Origin of the sequence: Corynebacterium sp. KPL2734 (assembly GCF_040225595.1) — a bacterium.
Taxonomy (GTDB): domain Bacteria; phylum Actinomycetota; class Actinomycetes; order Mycobacteriales; family Mycobacteriaceae; genus Corynebacterium; species Corynebacterium rhinophilum.
Window position 1 is genome coordinate 36,514 of record NZ_JBEHFO010000008.1, and the last position, 17,099, is coordinate 53,612.

Annotated in this window: 19 protein-coding genes and 1 pseudogene; 11 read left to right on the top strand and 9 right to left on the bottom strand. The window is 58.8% G+C overall.

Annotated elements, in window-relative coordinates; translation table 11 throughout:
• Position 1 precedes the first annotated feature (1 nt).
• From ABRP88_RS06840 to secA, 3 genes are all read left to right on the top strand, one after another.
• The gene (locus ABRP88_RS06840) at positions 2 to 625 is read left to right on the top strand and encodes a ComF family protein (protein WP_349836720.1); all 624 of its coding nucleotides are present in this window, start codon (positions 2 to 4) and stop codon (positions 623 to 625) included.
• A 136-nt stretch (positions 626 to 761) separates the two neighbouring features.
• Positions 762 to 1,406: a ribosome hibernation-promoting factor, HPF/YfiA family gene (hpf, locus tag ABRP88_RS06845; protein WP_023025625.1), complete on the top strand. Its 645-nt coding sequence runs from the start codon at positions 762 to 764 to the stop codon at positions 1,404 to 1,406.
• Between the two features lie 237 nt (positions 1,407 to 1,643).
• The gene (gene secA, locus ABRP88_RS06850) at positions 1,644 to 4,229 is read left to right on the top strand and encodes a preprotein translocase subunit SecA (RefSeq protein ID WP_349836721.1); all 2,586 of its coding nucleotides are present in this window, start codon (positions 1,644 to 1,646) and stop codon (positions 4,227 to 4,229) included.
• Positions 4,230 to 4,308: 79 nt separating this feature from the next.
• Here the strand turns inward: secA and ABRP88_RS06855 are convergent, their stop codons facing one another.
• On the bottom strand, positions 4,309 to 4,692 hold the full coding sequence (locus tag ABRP88_RS06855) for a hypothetical protein (RefSeq protein ID WP_296087773.1): 384 nt from the start codon (positions 4,690 to 4,692) through the stop codon (positions 4,309 to 4,311).
• A gap of 177 nt (positions 4,693 to 4,869) precedes the next feature.
• Here ABRP88_RS06855 and ABRP88_RS06860 point away from each other — a divergent pair, with 177 nt between their 5' ends.
• Both ABRP88_RS06860 and ABRP88_RS06865 read left to right on the top strand, forming a co-directional pair.
• Positions 4,870 to 5,280 carry an HAD-IA family hydrolase gene (locus ABRP88_RS06860; protein ID WP_284781755.1) on the top strand — a complete coding sequence of 137 codons (411 nt, stop codon included), beginning with the start codon at positions 4,870 to 4,872 and terminating at the stop codon, positions 5,278 to 5,280.
• Positions 5,280 to 5,795 (top strand): DUF6912 family protein, encoded by a 516-nt coding sequence (locus tag ABRP88_RS06865; RefSeq protein ID WP_005277532.1) that lies wholly within the window; start codon positions 5,280 to 5,282, stop codon positions 5,793 to 5,795. Before ABRP88_RS06860 ends, ABRP88_RS06865 begins: the two co-directional genes overlap by 1 nt.
• 6 nt (positions 5,796 to 5,801) lie before the next feature.
• On the opposite strand, the gene rsgA is transcribed toward ABRP88_RS06865, so the two are convergent.
• Positions 5,802 to 6,836 (bottom strand): ribosome small subunit-dependent GTPase A, encoded by a 1,035-nt coding sequence (gene rsgA / locus ABRP88_RS06870; protein WP_349836722.1) that lies wholly within the window; start codon positions 6,834 to 6,836, stop codon positions 5,802 to 5,804.
• A complete protein-coding gene (aroA, locus tag ABRP88_RS06875) occupies positions 6,829 to 8,130 on the bottom strand; it encodes a 3-phosphoshikimate 1-carboxyvinyltransferase (protein ID WP_349836723.1) in 1,302 nt (433 codons plus the stop codon). Before aroA ends, rsgA begins: the two co-directional genes overlap by 8 nt.
• Here aroA and ABRP88_RS06880 point away from each other — a divergent pair.
• Positions 8,129 to 8,776 (top strand): annotated as a pseudogene (locus ABRP88_RS06880) (SOS response-associated peptidase). The gene aroA and the pseudogene ABRP88_RS06880 overlap by 2 nt on opposite strands.
• On the opposite strand, the gene ybaK reads toward ABRP88_RS06880, so the two are convergent.
• Positions 8,762 to 9,265: a Cys-tRNA(Pro) deacylase gene (gene ybaK / locus ABRP88_RS06885; protein WP_349836724.1), complete on the bottom strand. Its 504-nt coding sequence runs from the start codon at positions 9,263 to 9,265 to the stop codon at positions 8,762 to 8,764. The pseudogene ABRP88_RS06880 and the gene ybaK overlap by 15 nt on opposite strands.
• 36 nt (positions 9,266 to 9,301) lie before the next feature.
• Here ybaK and ABRP88_RS06890 point away from each other — a divergent pair, with 36 nt between their 5' ends.
• Both ABRP88_RS06890 and ABRP88_RS06895 read left to right on the top strand, forming a co-directional pair.
• On the top strand, positions 9,302 to 9,904 hold the full coding sequence (locus tag ABRP88_RS06890) for a sigma-70 family RNA polymerase sigma factor (protein ID WP_239269418.1): 603 nt from the start codon (positions 9,302 to 9,304) through the stop codon (positions 9,902 to 9,904).
• Positions 9,904 to 10,176, top strand: coding sequence for an anti-sigma factor (locus tag ABRP88_RS06895; RefSeq protein ID WP_239269419.1), 273 nt, complete (start codon positions 9,904 to 9,906; stop codon positions 10,174 to 10,176). Before ABRP88_RS06890 ends, ABRP88_RS06895 begins: the two co-directional genes overlap by 1 nt.
• 355 nt (positions 10,177 to 10,531) lie before the next feature.
• Here ABRP88_RS06895 and ABRP88_RS06900 read toward each other — a convergent pair whose 3' ends face one another.
• The 3 genes from ABRP88_RS06900 to ABRP88_RS06905 form a co-directional block, all read right to left on the bottom strand.
• Positions 10,532 to 10,981, bottom strand: a complete 450-nt coding sequence (locus ABRP88_RS06900; RefSeq protein WP_349836725.1) for a hypothetical protein — start codon at positions 10,979 to 10,981, stop codon at positions 10,532 to 10,534.
• 731 nt (positions 10,982 to 11,712) lie between these two features.
• Positions 11,713 to 11,787 carry a 50S ribosomal protein bL37 gene (locus ABRP88_RS11455; protein WP_369707509.1) on the bottom strand — a complete coding sequence of 25 codons (75 nt, stop codon included), beginning with the start codon at positions 11,785 to 11,787 and terminating at the stop codon, positions 11,713 to 11,715.
• 105 nt (positions 11,788 to 11,892) lie between these two features.
• Positions 11,893 to 12,153 carry a WhiB family transcriptional regulator gene (locus ABRP88_RS06905; protein ID WP_005277545.1) on the bottom strand — a complete coding sequence of 87 codons (261 nt, stop codon included), beginning with the start codon at positions 12,151 to 12,153 and terminating at the stop codon, positions 11,893 to 11,895.
• Positions 12,154 to 12,671: 518 nt separating this feature from the next.
• Here ABRP88_RS06905 and ABRP88_RS06910 point away from each other — a divergent pair.
• Positions 12,672 to 13,151, top strand: a complete 480-nt coding sequence (locus tag ABRP88_RS06910; RefSeq protein ID WP_349836726.1) for a hypothetical protein — start codon at positions 12,672 to 12,674, stop codon at positions 13,149 to 13,151.
• Positions 13,152 to 13,187: 36 nt separating this feature from the next.
• Here ABRP88_RS06910 and ABRP88_RS06915 read toward each other — a convergent pair whose 3' ends face one another.
• Both ABRP88_RS06915 and ABRP88_RS06920 read right to left on the bottom strand, forming a co-directional pair.
• A complete protein-coding gene (locus ABRP88_RS06915) occupies positions 13,188 to 14,426 on the bottom strand; it encodes an Rv3212 family protein (protein ID WP_349836727.1) in 1,239 nt (412 codons plus the stop codon).
• Positions 14,423 to 15,775 (bottom strand): DEAD/DEAH box helicase, encoded by a 1,353-nt coding sequence (locus tag ABRP88_RS06920; protein ID WP_349836728.1) that lies wholly within the window; start codon positions 15,773 to 15,775, stop codon positions 14,423 to 14,425. The genes ABRP88_RS06915 and ABRP88_RS06920 overlap by 4 nt, the downstream gene beginning before the upstream one ends.
• Positions 15,776 to 15,849: 74 nt before the next feature.
• Between ABRP88_RS06920 and ABRP88_RS06925 the strand changes: the two genes are divergently transcribed.
• Both ABRP88_RS06925 and ABRP88_RS06930 read left to right on the top strand, forming a co-directional pair.
• The gene (locus ABRP88_RS06925) at positions 15,850 to 16,074 is read left to right on the top strand and encodes a DUF3107 domain-containing protein (RefSeq protein WP_239269424.1); all 225 of its coding nucleotides are present in this window, start codon (positions 15,850 to 15,852) and stop codon (positions 16,072 to 16,074) included.
• Between the two features lie 65 nt (positions 16,075 to 16,139).
• Entirely contained in the window at positions 16,140 to 17,093 is a 954-nt protein-coding gene (locus ABRP88_RS06930; RefSeq protein ID WP_284854096.1) for a DUF3152 domain-containing protein, read from the top strand.
• The last annotated feature ends 6 nt before the right edge of the window (positions 17,094 to 17,099 follow it).

A 17,099-nucleotide genomic window follows, 5' to 3' on the forward strand; every position in this document is an offset into this window, starting at 1 on the left:
CGTGCGAGAACTGATTTTTCCGCGTGCGTGTGCGGGGTGCCGCGCGCCGGGACATGTCTTGTGCGCGCAGTGCCGGGAGCACCTGCGCCAGCCTCCTTACCTGGTAAGCCGCCCGCGGCTGCTCGGGGCACCGGTATTTGCCCTGGGGTCCTATTCGGACATTCGCCGAAATATCATCATCAGCATGAAGGAACAGGGCAATAGGGAGGTGCGCGATTATATCGGTGCGGTGGTGGCCGCGGGCGTGGCGCACTTGGCTGCCCGCGGCGAGATTCCCCGCGAGCTGTGCCTAGTGCCGGCACCTACTCGTCGCCGTTCTGCGCGCATGCGCGGCGGCGATCCCGTGACGGTCATGTGCCAGGGTGCGGCGCGCCGGCAACGGTCCCTGCAGGTGAGCGAGGCGCTTATCATGGGCGCGAATATCGAGGATCAATCTGAGCTCAATGCGCAGGATAGATGGGCGAACCTACAGGGGCGCGTGGGGGTTTGCGTCCCAGTGAACGGTAAGCCGGCGCTGCTTGTCGATGACGTTATAACCACCGGCGCCACCCTTGCGGCCAGTATGGCGGCGCTACGCGCCGCCGGCGCCACGGTCTATGGGGCATTGGCCTTCGCAGATGCTTAAGATACATCACAGAGTAGGGTGCACGGTGCTACCCCCTAATGCCATCAGGTCATAACCACTGGTACTATTAAAGGTGTCACAGAGGAACAGTAACTGTGATTGTTTCTAGTCCCCACTACCAAAGGGAGGCATCTCAATGTCCCAGCCAAATAATGCTCAGGTAACGATTACGGGCCGTAACGTTGAAGTACCGGAACACTTCCAAGAGCGCGTCAATGAAAAGCTGGCAAAGATTGAACGCCTTGATCCCACATTGACCTTCTTCCACGTGGAGTTGCAGCACGAGCCAAACCCACGCCGCGAAGCAGAGTCCGACCGCATCCAGATCACTGCGACCGGCAAGGGCCACATCGCCCGCGCAGAGGCTAAGGAAGACTCCTTCTACGCAGCGCTGGAGACCGCGATGGGGAAGATGGAACGCTCCCTTCGTAAGGTGAAGGTGCGCCGTGAATACGTCAAGGGCGGCCACCGCGCACAGAAGGGCACCGGCGAAATCGCCGCTGAGATGGTTGCTGAGGCAGAAGCACAGCGCGCCAAGGAAGAGCGCTTGGTTGATCCTTATGCCGAGACTGTCGAGGACGTTCGCCCCGGCCAGATCGTGCGCACCAAGGAACACCCGGCCACCCCGATGAGCGTGGACGATGCCCTGAGTGAAATGGAGCTGGTTGGCCACGATTTCTTCCTCTTTGTCAATGAGGAAAACAACAAGCCATCCGTGGTCTACCGCCGCCACGCTTTCGACTACGGCATCATCTCCTTGTCTGAGGATGCAGAGGGCTAGAGCCTCCGGCGCCCGCCTGGAGCGCTAAACCTCTTTATTCCCCCTTCCTGCCAATCGGGCTATTGCTCGATGAGGTGGGGAAGGGGGATTTGTCATGCTGTGAGTTATCTGTTTTCTTAGTGTCCTTAGTGTGAAATCACTAGCGTTTAAGGGCGGGTAGAACGCGACAAGGCCAGCGGTGTGAGTACAATTGCGGGAAGTTAACGAATGTGTCGCGATAAGAAGGACTAACGAATAGTGTTTGGACTTTCCAAGCTGCTGCGCGCGGGCGAGGGCCGTACGGTCAAGCGTCTGGGCAAGATTGCAGACGATGTAATTGCACTCGAGGATCAGTACGCGGAGCTTTCGGACGATGAGCTAAAGGCCAAGACTGACGAGTTCAAAACTCGCCTCAAGGATGGCGAAAAAAAGAACGACATCTTGCTCGATGCTTTTGCTACCGTCCGCGAAGCCGCTTGGCGCGTCCTAGGGCAAAAGCACTACCCCGTGCAGATCATGGGCGGCGCCGCCCTGCACTTTGGCAATGTTGCAGAGATGCGCACCGGTGAGGGCAAGACCCTAACCTCTCTGTTGCCCGCTTACCTCAACGCTTTGGAGGGCGAGGGCGTACACATTGTCACGGTCAATGACTACTTGGCCAAGCGCGACGCCGAGATGATGGGTCGTGTGCACCGCTGGTTGGGCCTTTCCGTGGGCGTAATCTTGGCAGAAATGCGCCCGCAAGAGCGCAAGGAAGCCTATGACTGCGACATCACCTACGGCACCAATAATGAGCTGGGCTTTGATTACCTACGCGATAACATGGTGCGCACCCTTAATGATGTAGTTCAGCGCGGACACAATTTCTGCATCGTGGATGAGGTGGACTCGATTCTTATCGATGAAGCCCGTACCCCACTCATCATCTCCGGCCCGGTTGATGGCTCCTCCCAGTTCTACGGCGTCTTTGCCCAGCTGGCGCCGCGCATGCGCGAAGGCATCCACTACGAAGTGGACCACAAAAAGCGCACCATCGGCGTCTTGGAAGAGGGCGTAGAATACGTCGAAGATCAGCTCGGCATTGATAACCTCTACGCGCCGGAGCACTCCCAGTTGGTTTCCTACCTCAATAACGCGTTGAAGGCCAAGGAGCTCTTTACCCGCGATAAGGACTACATCGTTCGCAACGGCGAAGTGATGATCGTGGATGGCTTTACCGGCCGCGTTTTGGCAGGACGTCGCTATAACGAAGGCATGCACCAGGCCATTGAGGCCAAGGAGCAGGTGGAGATCAAAAACGAAAACCAGACGCTGGCGACGGTTACCCTTCAGAACTTCTTCCGTCTCTATGAAAAAATTTCCGGCATGACCGGTACCGCGGAAACGGAAGCCGCGGAGCTGCATTCCATCTATGGGCTGGATGTGGTTCCCATTCCTACCAATAAGCCGAACCAGCGCACCGACCACTCGGACCGCATTTACAAGACACAAGAGGCAAAATTTGCCGCGGTGGTTGATGATATTGCAGAGCATGTCGAAAACGGCCAGCCGGTCTTGGTTGGTACCACCTCTGTGGAGCGCTCCGAATACTTGTCGCAGTTGCTTAGCAAGCGCGGCGTGCAGCACAACGTGCTCAACGCCAAGCACCACGAAGAAGAGGGCCAGATCATTGCCCGTGCGGGCCGCCCCGGCACCGTGACCGTGGCAACCAACATGGCCGGTCGTGGTACCGATATCGTGCTCGGCGGTAACCCGGAAGTCATTCTCGATGAGAAGCTGCGCGAACGCGGCCTCGACCCCTTTGAGGATGAGGAAAAGTACCAGGAGGCCTGGGAAGCCGAGATCGACAGCGAGAAAGAGCGCTCGAAGCGCTTGGGCGATGAAGTGCGCGAATCGGGCGGGCTCTATGTTTTGGGCACCGAGCGCCACGAGTCGCGCCGCATCGATAACCAGCTGCGCGGCCGTACCGGCCGTCAGGGTGACCCGGGCGAGACCCGCTTCTACCTGTCCATGCGCGATGAATTGATGGTGCGCTTTGTGGGCCAGTCCATGGAGCACATGATGAACCGTCTCAACGTGCCTGATGATGTCCCCATCGAGGCTAAGATGGTCTCGAACTCCATTAAGGGCGCCCAGGCGCAGGTGGAGAATCAAAACTTCGAGATGCGCAAGAACGTGTTGAAGTACGATGAGGTGCTCAATGAGCAGCGCAAGGTGGTCTACTCCACGCGCTATTCCATCCTCGATGCAGATGACATCAAGGACGATATCCGCACCATGATCGATGACACGGTTTCTGCCTACGTCGCGGGTGCTACCGCCACCGGTTATGTCGAAGACTGGAACCTCGAGGAACTCTGGAACGCCCTTGAGGCGCTCTACGGCCCCACGATGTCCCCGGAGGAACTCGTGGAAGGCTCCGAGTACGGTTCCCCAGGCGAGCTCACTGCGGATCAGCTGCGCGATGCCCTCGTTACCGACGCGAACCGGGAGTACGACAAGTTGGAGGAAGCCGTTTCTGCCATCGGCGGCGACAAGCAGATGCGCAATACCGAGCGCATGGTGATCCTGCCGATTATTGACCAGAAGTGGCGCGAGCACCTCTATGAGATGGACTACCTCAAGGAGGGCATCGGCCTGCGCGCGATGGCGCAGCGCGACCCGCTGGTGGAATACCAGAAGGAGGGTGGCGATATGTTCACTGCCATGAATGAAGGCGTGAAGGAAGAAACCGTGCGCCAGTTGTTCATGCTGCGCAAGCAGTTCAAGCAGCAGGAAGAAAACCAAGAATCCGGCGGTGACTCGGGCTCTGGTCCTGCAGGCCAAGAAACCGTAGAGGCATAAAATCTCCGCGCTCTTTTGCACCCCTTCCTCTTCCTCCCCGCCCTCGCGCGGTGGGGAAGCGGGAGGGGCGCTGTTAGTTTTAGAGCAGCCGAAACGAGCGTAGCCCTTGGTCCGTGGCGGAGCCGGTAAAGGCGTGACGGTGCGTGCCGATGACCGCGGAACCGAAGTATTCGCCATTAGGCCGCGCGTGCAGGCTGGTAAGGCGCAGGGTATCGGTGTCGTAGGGGCTTTTTCGCCGGTGTACCCAAGAGCCGATATGCAGGCGGATGGAATCCGAAAAGCGCGGAGAATTAAGGTGTGCCAGCGGGCGGTAGCCGGCGGCGACCTCAAGGATAAAGACGACCCAGGCTTGGATATGGTGCTGGGCGGCTACCTCTGCCGTCGTGGGCAGACGGCCGTAATGGATGCGGTGCGGGGCGATGTATAGCTTGAGATGAGAGTAGCCGGGAATGGGCTCATACATGGTGAAATGAGTGCTCCTGCAAAAAGGGCAGGGAGGCGAACGCGTGATAATTATCTCATGGGGGCGCTGCGCGCGCTATTTCTGGCAGTTTCCTGTATGAGGCGGGCGAGAATATAAGCGCAGTTCGCTATACTTTCGGGAGTTACAAAGTATTCGTGTACTGAAGGATTAAAAATTATGCGTGGTCTCATCATTGACTATGTCGGCGTCCTCGATGGCGCTGAAGAGGACAATCGCCGCTGGAAGGCTCTGCTGTCTGCGGCGAAGGCAAATGGTGCCGCAACCGCTATTCTGTCTAATGACCCGGGTGGTTCCGGAGCCGAGCACATTCGCGAGTGGGAATATCGCGGCAACGTTGATGCCGTGGTGTTGTCTGGAGAAATCGGGGCGGAAAAGCCGGAGGTTGCGGCCTTCCAAGCGGCTGCCGATGCCCTCGAGCTGCCCTTGAGCGATTGCGTCATGGTCGATGATTCGATCCTTAACGTGCGCGCCGCCGTCGATGCCGGAATGATCGGTTTCTTGTACACCAGCTTCGACCGCGTTTCTGTAGAAATTCAAGCCGTATTCGATATTGAAGGGGAATTTTAGTGGCTGAAGCCCGCGTCTATATTCCGGCGACCTATGCCATGCTGGCGGAGCTCGCAGAAACCGGAACGCTCGCGGCGCGTTCCGGTTGGGGTTTCATGGTTACCCCGGCCCTGCGGGATTTTTATACCGCAGGCGATGAAGAAGAGATCGCCTACTCCGCCTTCCTTGAGGCCTCTATGGCCTCGCTGCGCCTGTTGACCATTGGGGACGAGGAGAAGTTCCCGCACCGGCGCGTGGTCATTTCCATCGACGTTGATGACACTGCAGTCACCCCGCGCCCAGATATGGGTGAGCCGGTGGTAGAGCTCCAGCCAGCGCAGTTTGGCACCGATAACCTCGCCGCCATTCACGTGGATATTGAAGAATCCGAAGAGGCAACCGCCAAGGCCATCGAAGCCATCGATTCCGCGGACCTGGGCGATGAGGATGCGGAGCTCGCGGTGGGTGATGCCCTGGATAACTTCATGGCCTTCTACCACCCAACGGAGCTGCCGTTCCTCGTGGAATTGCTCTAAGCCGCGCTAATTTTCCCACTCCACGTTGGTGCGCAGGGCTTGTAGTAGCCCGCGTACCGCATCGCGGCGGCGGGCGGTAGCGGTGCCCTCGGGAATGACCTCTGGATCATCGAGCCCGCATTCAGGATCCGCCGGTGGCCCAGCGTGCGTACAGCCGCGCGGGCACTCCTCAATAGCCGCGGCGAGGTCCTCGAAAACGCCAAGGACGGTATCCGCGTCCACATGCGCCAGCCCGAAGGAGCGAATGCCCGGCGTATCGATGATCCAGCCGCCCTGAGATTCGGTTCCTGGGGCGTCGGTGGGCAAGGGGAGGGCCACCGATTGCGTCGAGGTATGCCGGCCCTTGCCGATGCCCGATACTTCCCCCGTTTCCCTTTCTGCATCTGGAACTAGCCGGTTGACCAGCGTGGACTTGCCCACCCCGGAATGCCCGATGAGCGCGGTAATATGGCCATCTACCTGCGCGCGCACGGCTTCCAAGCCATCCTCGACCCCGGCCTCGACCACCGTGACATCCAAATCGGCGAACTCTTCTGCAAACGGCGTCGGGTCCGCGAGATCGGTCTTGGTAAGGCACAAAATGGGGTGCAGGTTGCCCACGAACGCGGCAATCAAGGCGCGCTCGACAAAGCCGGACCGCGGGGGAGGGTCGGCCACGGCAGAAACGATCAGCAATTGATCGGCATTGGCCACCACGATGCGCTCATACGGATCCGTGTCATCGGCGGTGCGACGCAGCACGGAGGTGCGATCCGCCAGCTTGACGATGCGCGCCAGCGTGTCCTTGGCACCAGAGGTATCACCAACCACGCCGACGCGGTCACCGACTTCGATGGCGGTGCGGCCCAGCTCGCGGGCGCGCATGGCGGTGACGTGGGGGCCATCGTCAAGCGCGACGCCCCACCGCCCGCGGTCCTTGGTGATTACCATGCCGTATTTGGCATTTTTGTGCTTGGGACGATCCTTGGTGCGCGGGCGCGAGCCCTTTCCGGGGCGCACGCGCACATCAGATTCATCAAAGGAACCGAAACGTCTAGCCATGTAAATCCTGTTGGTCGGGGTGCAACATCGTCTCCCACATGCGGGCGAAACCGGGCAGGGTCTTGGAAGTGGTGGAAATATCCTCAATCTGGATATCAGGGACTTTCAAACCCAGAATGGCACCGGCGGTGGCCATGCGGTGATCGGCGTAGCACGGCCAATCGCCGCCGTGGAGTTCGGCGGGTTCGATCACTAGGCCATCGTCAAGCTCGGTGACCCTGCCGCCCAGCGCATTGATATTCGCCGCGAGCGCCTGCAAACGGTCGGTCTCGTGGCCGCGCAGGTGGGCAATGCCCGTGAGCCGCGACGGCGTTTCCGCGAGCGCGCACAGGGCCGCAACGGTGGGGGTAAGCTCCCCGATATCGCCCATATTGCGCTCGATGCCCTGCAGCTTGCCTGCCGGGTTGCCCTCTGCCGTGACGCTGTTGTGCTCCTGGGTTACCATCACGCCCATATCCAGCAGGATCTGGCGGATGGCATCGCCCGGCTGGGTGGTATTCGCCGGCCAATTCTTGATGGTCAGGCGCCCGCCGGTGACCGCCGCGGCGGCGAGGAATGGCGTGGTATTGGAGAGATCCGGCTCGATGAACCATTCGCGCCCGGCAATGGGGCCGGGGTGCACCGTCCACGTCGTGCCGTCAGAATCCACGCGCACGCCCGCCTGGCGCAGCATGCCCACCGTCATTTCCACGTGCGGCATGGACGGCAGCTGGCCGCCCTCGTGGGTGAGTTGAATGCCCTGGGAAAAGCGCGCCCCGCTGAGCAGCAGGCCGGAGACGAACTGGGAAGAACCAGAAGCATCGATGGTGACCTTGCCGCCTTCTGGTACGCCGTTGGAGGACACCGTAAAGGGCAGGCTACTTCCTTCCACATCAACGCCGAGGCTGCGCAGCGCATCTAGCGTCGTGGACATGGGGCGGCTGTAGGCCTGTTTATCGCCATCGACGCGCACTGGGCCATTTGCCAATGCTGCGACCGGCGGCACAAAACGCATCACCGTGCCGGCAAGCCCGCAATCCACCGTGGCACCGTGCAGCTTCCCAGGCTGGACGTGGATATCGGAGCCGTCATGGGTAAAGCGAACCCCCATGGCACTGAGTGCATCCTCCATCAGCTGCGTATCGCGCGATACCAGCGGGGCGTGCAGGATAGACGGGGAATCAGCCAGCGCGGCCAGGATGAAGGCCCGATTGGTAATAGATTTCGATCCTGGCACCTGGTGCTCCCCCGTAACGGGGCTGGTAGCCAGCGGGGCGGTCCAAGGTTGAGACATAGTGTCCATAATAGAGGGCATGTGCGGAAGATTCGTTCTTTTTACCGAGTCCCTCCTCGATGAGGTGGGCAATCTCCCGGGAATCCAGGAAGTCCACGCCCCACAGGGCACGCCCGGGCCCCGATATAATATTGCCCCCACCCAGCCCATTCCCATCGTGCGCGTGCGCGAGGAGCTAGCGGAAGTCGATCCCGCGCGGTGGGCACTCTTGCCGCAGTGGAAGAAAGACTTGGATGGCCCGCCGCTTTTTAATGCCCGGGCAGAAACGTTGGCGAGCAAGCCATCTTTTCGCGCCGCCTTTAAATCCCAGCGCTGCCTTATCCCCATGAACGGCTATTACGAGTGGCACAAGGATGGCTCCACCAAGACGCCGTATTACGTCCATCCAGACCAGGGCCTGCTGTGGGCCGCGGGGCTCTGGGATACCGGGTTGGACCGGCTCTCTGCCACCATTGTGACTACCGCGGCTACCGAAGAGATGGAGTGGCTGCACCACAGGTTGCCGTGATTTTTGGCGCCGGAGGAGATGCGCACCTGGCTCGAGGGTAGCGCCGACGAGGCCAAGGAGCTGCTAGTGCCCACTAGCCTGCGGGGATTTGAGTACCACGCTGTGGATAAGGCTGTGGGGACTGTCTCAAATGACTACCCGGAGCTACTCAGCCAGTAGATCGGCAAAGTTAGCCCCGCACAAGCGCGCGAGGTCTTCTGCGTTGAGCTCAATATCTAAGCCGCGGCGGCCGCCGGAGATAAAGACAGTATCGAAGAGCACCGCGGATTCCTCGATCACCGTGGGCAGCGGATTCTTTTGTCCGAGCGGGGAAATGCCGCCGTGCACGTAGCCTGAGGATTTCTCGGCATCGTGCACCTGCGCCATGGCGGCCTTAGATACGCCAAGGGCGGCCGCCGCCTTCTTGAGGCTTAAATGGTGCGTGGTGGGAATCACGCACACCGCCAGCTCGCGGCGCGGGCCTTTGCCCGCGGTGAGATCAATAATGAGCGTTTTCAGCACGCGCTCGGGTTCTACGTCTAAGGCCGCCGCGGCGTGGTCACCGAAGTGGTCCTTGCCCGCTTCAAAGGTGGATATGGAGTGTTTGACTCCGGCATCTTCGATGACTTTCAGCGCCGGGGTAGCGGCATGCGGGGACTTTTTGGCCATATAGGAATTTTAGCGTGAGACGTTAGGATAGATTGTGTGGTTAAAGAAACAGTGAGCGAGAAGGAGCTGCAGCGCCGCTTTGAAAAGGAAGCGCTCCCGCTGCTCGATCAGCTCTATGGCGGCGCGCTGCGCATGACGCGAAACCCGCAAGATGCGGAAGACTTGGTGCAAGAGACCTATCTGAAGGCCTATAAGTCCTTCCATTCCTTTAAGCAGGGAACGAATCTGAAGGCATGGCTTTATCGCATCATGACCAATAACTACATCAACTCCTATCGCAAGGCGAAGCGGCGTCCTACCGAGTCTTCTGCCGATGATCTGAGTGATTTTCAGCTCTATACCACCGCAGGGCACGATTCCACCGGGTTGGAATCCGCTGAGGTGGCAGCGCTTAAAGAGATGCCAGATAGGTCTATCTCGCAGGCCATTAATGACCTGCCGGAGGATTACCGGATGGTGGTCTACTACTCCGATGTGGAGGGCTTAGCGTACAAGGAAATCGCCGAAATCATGGATACTCCATTGGGAACGGTGATGTCTCGCCTGCACCGTGGAAGAAAAATGCTCCGGAAGGCGTTGAAGGACGTAGCACGTGAACAAGGAATTGGATTAGAACACCCGGACATGGAGGAGAAGTAATGGAAGGCGCAACCGGAAAGAACTGTGGTGCGTGTAGCTCCACTGAGGTACACAACCTATTTTGCGAGCTTCTCGATGAATCCACGACCTACGCCCGCGCTTTAGCCATCCGCGAGCACATCGCCCAATGTGATTTTTGCCAGCAACGACTAGAGCGCGAAGAGCTCGTCCGCTCCCTCGTGCGCAATTGCTGTGCCGGCCAAGCTAAGGCACCGCAATCGCTGCGCCGCCGCATCTCGATAGAAATTACGGAGATCGAATCCCGCTGGTAAGAAGCGCCCTTCAGAGCTGCGAACGTCTCGCAACAAGAGTCGGGACAGTTCGTACTGCCGTGTTTCCTCATCCAGTTCAGAAGCAAGCATACTTACCGTCAGGCGCCCTCTGCCGAAGCGGTGCTGTAGAAAAAATTTTCCATAGGATCGCACTCGCAGCGGTCAACCCGCGAGTCAAACCCTACCCACACGCCCTGGGGCGTAATGCGAGTGGATAGGCAAATAGTAGGGGCCTAGCCCTGACGTGTCCATTTTCTGGGGTTATGTCCGGCCCCGACTGGTAAATACGCATCCTGCGAATAGTTGAAGAACGGGTTCTGTTTTTGGGGCTGGTACCTCTCTGGTGGTACCAGCGCTAGTTTTTCTGAATTCGCTGGCGGTAGTAATCACGATTGTCTTCTTGCATGTGAGCAAATTCCATGAGTACGCCCGGCCAGATGGGATACGTATCGATAAGGTTTTCTGCGATGTTTAGCAACGGTGAAAAAGCGATCTCGCCCCATCTGATGCCTATACCTACTCTTTCGGAGTAGGCCGTGCTACTTAAAGGGCCAAGTGCCCACTGACTCCCTGACATCGCATTCATCCATGTGCCGTTGATGGCGAGGATGCGGGATACTTTCTCTTCATAGCTGTGTTTAGAGTTTAAGATTTCGAGTACGATCTCGAAGGGAAACTCTTTTGTGCTATCGGTGACCTGCTTGCGCTGAAGAGGCGTCAACTCTGCAAGTGTCGTGGGGACTGTTGTTGAAAGGAAGTCTTCCAGCCTATTTCCGAATTGCTGATGGTATCCGTCAAGCCACATGAGATTCCTTTCGGGCTATGCAGGGCGTATAACCCAAGCCCCTCAATATTGATTTAAAGTCTTGTCGAAAACAGGTTGCGGATATAGCCCAGTACCCAGTTTTGCTGTCTTTTTAGACGATCGAGTGTATTCCAGCATTCACTTTTCTACAACGAAGATTTGGCTGTTGTGTCCTGAGGATTCAAGATTCGGCTCTGTGGGGTGCAGCAGAGACGTTGTCGAAGTGAAGAAGGCGAGAATCGCTGCCCCGAGGATAATTATGCGCCTAAATCGGTTTCTGGTGTCAGCAAGATTTAGTATGTCTCTACTCCATCAATTTGGGCGTAGTGAGGAGCGATGTTTGTGCGGGTTCCGGCTACTACCAGTTTGCACGGTGAGTCTCGGGCTAGTCCTGCATACTCGTCGTCGTCAAGTGTCTTTCGCCTTGAGGAGGTAGTTGAGGCGAACAGCTTACGGACGATGGGCACCCATATGTAACAGGGGCCACCATCGCCGATCGCTATACCTGCTAACGGAAGCCGGCAAAAGGAAACCACGAAATGAGTTCAATTAGTGCACTTCGGGGAAGCTATGACCGATGTCCCGATATGGACCAGTAGTACCAACCCAAATGAGCGCCCTGGTCGCTACTGCTCCGAGAGTCGGATTTCTAATAGAAAGATTAAAAACCCGGCCGTACGAGTTCTTAAGGTGAACTGGTACGAAACCGGGCTTTTAATATGTGCTGTACGTTATGCGCCAGGACGCTTGCCGTGATTAGCGGCCTTCTTGCGGCGATCCTTGCGCTTGCGACCACGCTTGCTCATTGCGCACTCCTTCGTTGAGGGTTTCTGAACTTTATTCAACTGTAGCGGCTAAGGGCGCCGAAACGAAAATTGGGGCGGGGGGTTAGGTTCCCCGGGTCCGCGCTTTTAGGCGGAAACGCGGGAACGGCCGCGGCCGCGGTTGCGGCGACGCTTGAGGGCGCGGCGCTCCTCTTCAGACAGGCCGCCCCAGACGCCGGCGTCGAGGCCAGACTCGAGTGCCCAGTTGAGGCAGGAAGAAGCGACGGGGCAGCGGTTGCAGACCAGCTTGGCCTTAGCGATCTGGGTAAGGGCAGGGCCGGAGTTGCCTACTGGGAAGAACAGCTCTGGGTCTTCGTCGCGGCAAACGGCTTCGTGGCGCCAATCCATGATTGATATCTCCTAACAAATTTTTGACAGCAGTAAATACGAGCGCAATCCGTGCGGGACAGGAAAGCACCTTGATTTTTAGGTGGTGTGTGAACTGGTCTGCTAGCAGTGGGGCCCGGTCTCGAGGTCGGGCCAGCGTCGCCGCCGCCTATGGTTCACGGTGTTGTTACCTGAAGTTTCCTCCAGGTTAAGAAGAGGTTTACGCCCTCTTTCTTTTTGCTACTAGAGAATCATGACATGTTTACCCGATCGCCGCTAGGGGTACAGGCTAAATTGTGGTTAACATCACGTAAATAGGCGCGGTGTGGGGGCCATAAATGCCAAAATCAAATTTTAAAGAATCCTGTGAGAATCGCTGTGAGCTGCAGCTATAGGTGCTATGTGGTGAGTGTGGTGAGGAAGAGACCGTCAAATCTCCCAGTTCATCCCCCTGCCCCCGCGCTACTGCAGGCAACATCGAGGCCCCGCCGTGGGTGGCACAGAAAAAAATCCGCGCCGCATTAGTAGACTGGGGATTTGTGTCTAAGCAGAACAAACGCCACGTAAATAAGCAGCAGCGAGATAAGTCGGCAGCGCCAGCGGCAGCACCGGATAGTGCCCCGCAGTCGGTGCTTATAGGCGCAGGCATTGCCACGGTGCAATCCATCGCGGTTATTTGTTTTGGCATATTCCTCATCGTGCGCGAAGCGATGGGCGCGGAAAATGACTCGATGGTTTCTGATTCCGGATCGGGAAGCTTTGTGGGGCTTGGCACCGCCATCTTTATCTTCATTGTCTTTGGCTTTGTCATCGCAGGCGCCTGGGCCATGGTGAAAGGAAAGCGATGGGGAAGAGGTGCCGTAGTCCTCGTAGAGCTCATTTTGGGCGCGAGCGCGTTTCAAATGTATAGCGGTGGATCCCCGGTACTGGGGACTATCACCCTGTTAAGCGCGGTTGCGGTGCTTTATCTCTTGATGTTTAGACGCGAGTCCTCAGAGTGGGCCGCCTCGAATTTCTAAGGGGCCACTCGCGCAGGGGCCACGAGTGGCACTCGCTTAGTCGCTGCTGAGGCCAACGATGGTATCGCCGCGGGTTTCTACAATGGTCTCGCCCGCTAACGTGAGGTGGACAGGACCGCGGTAATCTCCGCGGTCGACGGCAATTTCGCGCAGTACCTTACCGGTAGACCAGTCCACGACAGCTATGCCCTTTTCGGTGGGCATCAGCATGCGCCCAGCCACTGAAATTGGGGTGCCGATGGCGCCGTCAATGACGTGATCGATCCGCAAATCACTGGGGGTTAAAAGGTAGAGGCGCTGCCCATCAAACCACGTCATATGGTGCGGGAGATCCGCAACGGCCGGGGCGAAAGGGCTTGTGCCGGAATCGATGGCGTCGGAAGGCTTTACGGGGGTAGAAGAAAGCTTTTCGCCCTCGTTGTTATAGGACTCAATGCGGGGTTCTGGGCCGGGGATATAGACCGCGGCGGCGTCTTGGCCCACCGCGATAAGCCGCGCTCCATCGCGATCGACGGAGACATCGGCATCCATTTCTGGTTCCCGGGAGTCCTCCGGGGTGGTGTTTTGAAACCTTAACCACGTGGTGTGAAGTTCCTCCGGGCACGATTCCGTCAGCGCGAGATTCTCGGTACGCGTCAGCGCCGAAGAAATGGTGCACTCCTCGTGCGGTTGCTTCTGTGCCTCCTGCTTGGCCTCCACTTCGCCGTATTCCACGGTGCGCACGAGATCTGAGCGCCATAGATCGATTCGCCCGGCAGAAACGGTCCCTACCCGGTCATTGGACTGCACAGGTACAACGTCCGGGGAATTGATAGCGCTGCGGGTGGAGTCATATTCACCCGTCGCGGCGTTGATGGCAACCGTATCCCCGCAGCCCACGCCCGTGCGATAGGTGGCAACCACCTTGCCCCAGGCGGTCGATAGCGAGCAGAGATCGGCATCGCTGCGGGTATAGGTCCAGGCCGTGGAGCCATCGGCATGGGTGGCAGTGAGCACATCGCCATCGTGGCTAATGCTCAAGCCGTGAACGGAAATGGCGCGGTATTGGCCGGGTACGGGCTGGTTGGGCAGGCTGTAGGCGGTGGTGAGGGAGGAGGGGACATCGGCAAGCACAGCGGCATCGCCTTCCCCAGGAACCGCCTCTTGGTGCAGGTCAGCCTGGTGGATATTGGCGGTGGCGACCGCGCCGCCCACCGCGATGGCGCAGATAGCGCCGATGATGCCGGTGGCCTTCCAATCCGCCGCGGTAGCCCGCAAGATGGGGGCCTTAGTCATCGGCGCCCTCCTCGGGGCGCGCCATTATCGCGCCGAGCCCCGGATCGAGACCGCGACTGGGACCGGGATTGGGTCTGTCCCGCGGACCGCTTATGCGCCGGAAGCTGACCAATCACGCTGGTGGCAGGCCCCACCTTTTCCTGCACACCTGTGGGGATGGAAAGCGCCTGGGCAAGCTCCGGGGAGGTAGAAAACCAATGTGGCGGCGTGGCCGAATCTAGGCCTAGCTCATCGTTGATGACCTGCCATTTCGCCAGCTCATCGTAGCCCACCAAGGTGACGGCGGTGCCGGTATGCCCAGCGCGGCCGGTGCGCCCGATGCGGTGGATAAACGTCATGGGATCATCGGGAACCTGGTAGTTGATGACGTGGGTGACATCGTCGACGTCGATGCCGCGCGCGGCGATATCGGTGGCGACGAGGATGTCCACCTCGCCCGAGCGGAAGGCCTGCAGGGACTTTTCCCGGGACTTTTGCCCCAAGTCACCATGCACGGCGCCGACGCGGAAGCCGCGCTCAGCAAGGTCATCGGCCAATTGCGCCGCCGAGCGTTTGGTGCGGGTAAAGATGATGCTGCGACCCCGGCCCTGGGCCTGCAGGATATGTGCGATGACCGGCACCTTGTCCATGCGGTGGGCCTGGAAGGTGACCTTGCGGGTGGTTTCGTGCGTGACCTCATCCGCCTCCGATTCGGCCCGGATGTGTACGGGCTTATTCATGAACTGCCGCGATAAGTTCAAAATGGCGCCCGGCATGGTGGCAGAAAACAGCATTGTTTGGTGCGCATTGCCATCGAGCGCTTCCAAAATGGCCTCTATGGAGGGCAAAAAGCCTAGGTCCAGCATCTCATCGGCCTCATCGAGCACCACGATGGCGACGTGGTGCAGAACCAGATCGCCGCGCTCGTGCAGATCGAGCAGGCGGCCTGGCGTGCCGATGACCACATCAACGCCGCGCTGGAGGAGCTTAATTTGTTCCTCGTAGGGGCGCCCGCCGTAGATGGAGGCGAGGCGTACCGGCAAGTGCCCGGCCGCGTCCTGCAAATCCGCGGTGACCTGTTGGGCGAGCTCGCGGGTGGGCACGACGATAAGTGCCCGCGGCGTCCCATCCAGTGGAGCAATATCCGCGTCATCAAAAACGCGATCGAGCAGCGGCACACCAAAGCCAAAGGTCTTGCCCATGCCGGTGCGCGCCTGGCCAATGAGGTCTTGGCCATTGAGCGCAATGGGCAGGGTTAATTCCTGGATTGCAAAGGTTCGCGCGATGCCACGGTCAGCGAGCCCATCGCAGATTTCGGCGGCGACGCCGAGTTCCGCGAAGGTCGGTGGCTGGGGTTTTATGACAGACACACCTTGATAGTAGCCGGGATGGTTATAGTGGGGCCATTGGCATGTAAAACTCTCGTTAAAGGAGGATAATTTTTATGGATATCAAGTTTGGTTTTGCAGATACCCCGCGCGAGCTGATTATTAGCACCAGTGGCGAGCAGGCGGAGCTGACGCAAAAGATTAATAGCGCCCTGGCGGAAAACTCCACGTTGGAGCTAGAAGATGACAAGGGTCGCAAGTATCTCGTGCGCACGGACCGCGTGGTGTACGTCGAGGTTGGCGCCGCTAAGAAGCAGTCCGTCGGATTCGCCGGCGCTTAAGCCTGGGGCCTTTTAAAGGTTTGCTAATTCAGTTTTGAATAGGCAACCGGGTACCCTCAATGCCTATGGAAAGTAGGCAGAATCGCAAGGCTCAGCAGAGCCATGGGCGAATTCCGGATCACCCGAACCCGGTGGTTCGGTTCGCCCGCCGCTACGGCTGGTGGCGTGTGGTGGCTATCCCAGTGATGGTGCTGCTTACCGTCTGGGTGGTTGTGGATATCGCGTCCGGCTCTTCGGCCGATGACAACGGCGATGCATCCAGCGCGGAGACCACCGCTGCCGCCACCCCTACTCACGAGGATCTCACAGGTCCGGACCCCGCAAACGCGGAGGCGGTAGAGCGCGAGATTAGTGAGATGCCCCCTGGAAGTGACTTCACTAAAAAGGGCAAGGGCACTTTCCACGGAATCGGCCGCCCCGGCGCTGTAGCCGGTGAGGGCGGCGAGAAGAAGGTGCGCTATTCCATCGAGGTAGAAGACGGACTTAATACCGCCCCCTACGGCGGTGATGATGCCTTTGCCGCAATGGTGGAGGCAACCCTTGCGGATCCACGCGGGTGGACCGCCCAAGGTGATTTCGAATTCGAGCACGTTGCCTCCGCAGACGATCCCGATACCCGCATCCAGCTGACCTCTCTGGGCACGGCCGCGGAGCGGTGTGGAGAGAAGATCGAAACGGAAACCTCCTGCCACACCATGTTTACCGGAGAATCCACCACCATCATTAATGAGGCGCGGTGGGTGCGCGGAGCCACGCCCTTTGAGGGCGATTTGGGCAATTACCGCCAGTACGTCATCAACCACGAATTGGGCCACGCCATTGGCTATGCCTCCCACCAGCAGTGCGGCGGCGAGGGCAAATTGGCCCCGGTAATGATGCAGCAGACGCTGAGTTTGAACAATAAAAAATTGCATGACCGCAATCCCAAGGAGGTCTATCCTGATGAGGATGTGACCTGCGAGCCTAACCCGTGGCCATATCCCAATCCGGAGCAAAAGGATCCCCACCAACCCCAATAAGGAGTA

What these genes read in the sequence shown, in the direction of transcription:
- hpf (WP_023025625.1), top strand. Translation starts at nt 762, where the DNA reads ATGTCCCAGCCAAATAATGCTCAGGTAACGATTACGGGCCGTAACGTT.
- ABRP88_RS06855 (WP_296087773.1), bottom strand. Translation starts at nt 4,692, where the DNA reads ATGTATGAGCCCATTCCCGGCTACTCTCATCTCAAGCTATACATCGCC.
- ABRP88_RS06860 (WP_284781755.1), top strand. Translation starts at nt 4,870, where the DNA reads ATGCGTGGTCTCATCATTGACTATGTCGGCGTCCTCGATGGCGCTGAA.
- rsgA (WP_349836722.1), bottom strand. Translation starts at nt 6,836, where the DNA reads ATGGCTAGACGTTTCGGTTCCTTTGATGAATCTGATGTGCGCGTGCGC.
- aroA (WP_349836723.1), bottom strand. Translation starts at nt 8,130, where the DNA reads ATGCCCTCTATTATGGACACTATGTCTCAACCTTGGACCGCCCCGCTG.
- ybaK (WP_349836724.1), bottom strand. Translation starts at nt 9,265, where the DNA reads ATGGCCAAAAAGTCCCCGCATGCCGCTACCCCGGCGCTGAAAGTCATC.
- ABRP88_RS06895 (WP_239269419.1), top strand. Translation starts at nt 9,904, where the DNA reads ATGGAAGGCGCAACCGGAAAGAACTGTGGTGCGTGTAGCTCCACTGAG.
- ABRP88_RS06900 (WP_349836725.1), bottom strand. Translation starts at nt 10,981, where the DNA reads ATGTGGCTTGACGGATACCATCAGCAATTCGGAAATAGGCTGGAAGAC.
- ABRP88_RS06905 (WP_005277545.1), bottom strand. Translation starts at nt 12,153, where the DNA reads ATGGATTGGCGCCACGAAGCCGTTTGCCGCGACGAAGACCCAGAGCTG.
- ABRP88_RS06915 (WP_349836727.1), bottom strand. Translation starts at nt 14,426, where the DNA reads ATGACTAAGGCCCCCATCTTGCGGGCTACCGCGGCGGATTGGAAGGCC.
- ABRP88_RS06925 (WP_239269424.1), top strand. Translation starts at nt 15,850, where the DNA reads ATGGATATCAAGTTTGGTTTTGCAGATACCCCGCGCGAGCTGATTATT.
- ABRP88_RS06930 (WP_284854096.1), top strand. Translation starts at nt 16,140, where the DNA reads ATGGAAAGTAGGCAGAATCGCAAGGCTCAGCAGAGCCATGGGCGAATT.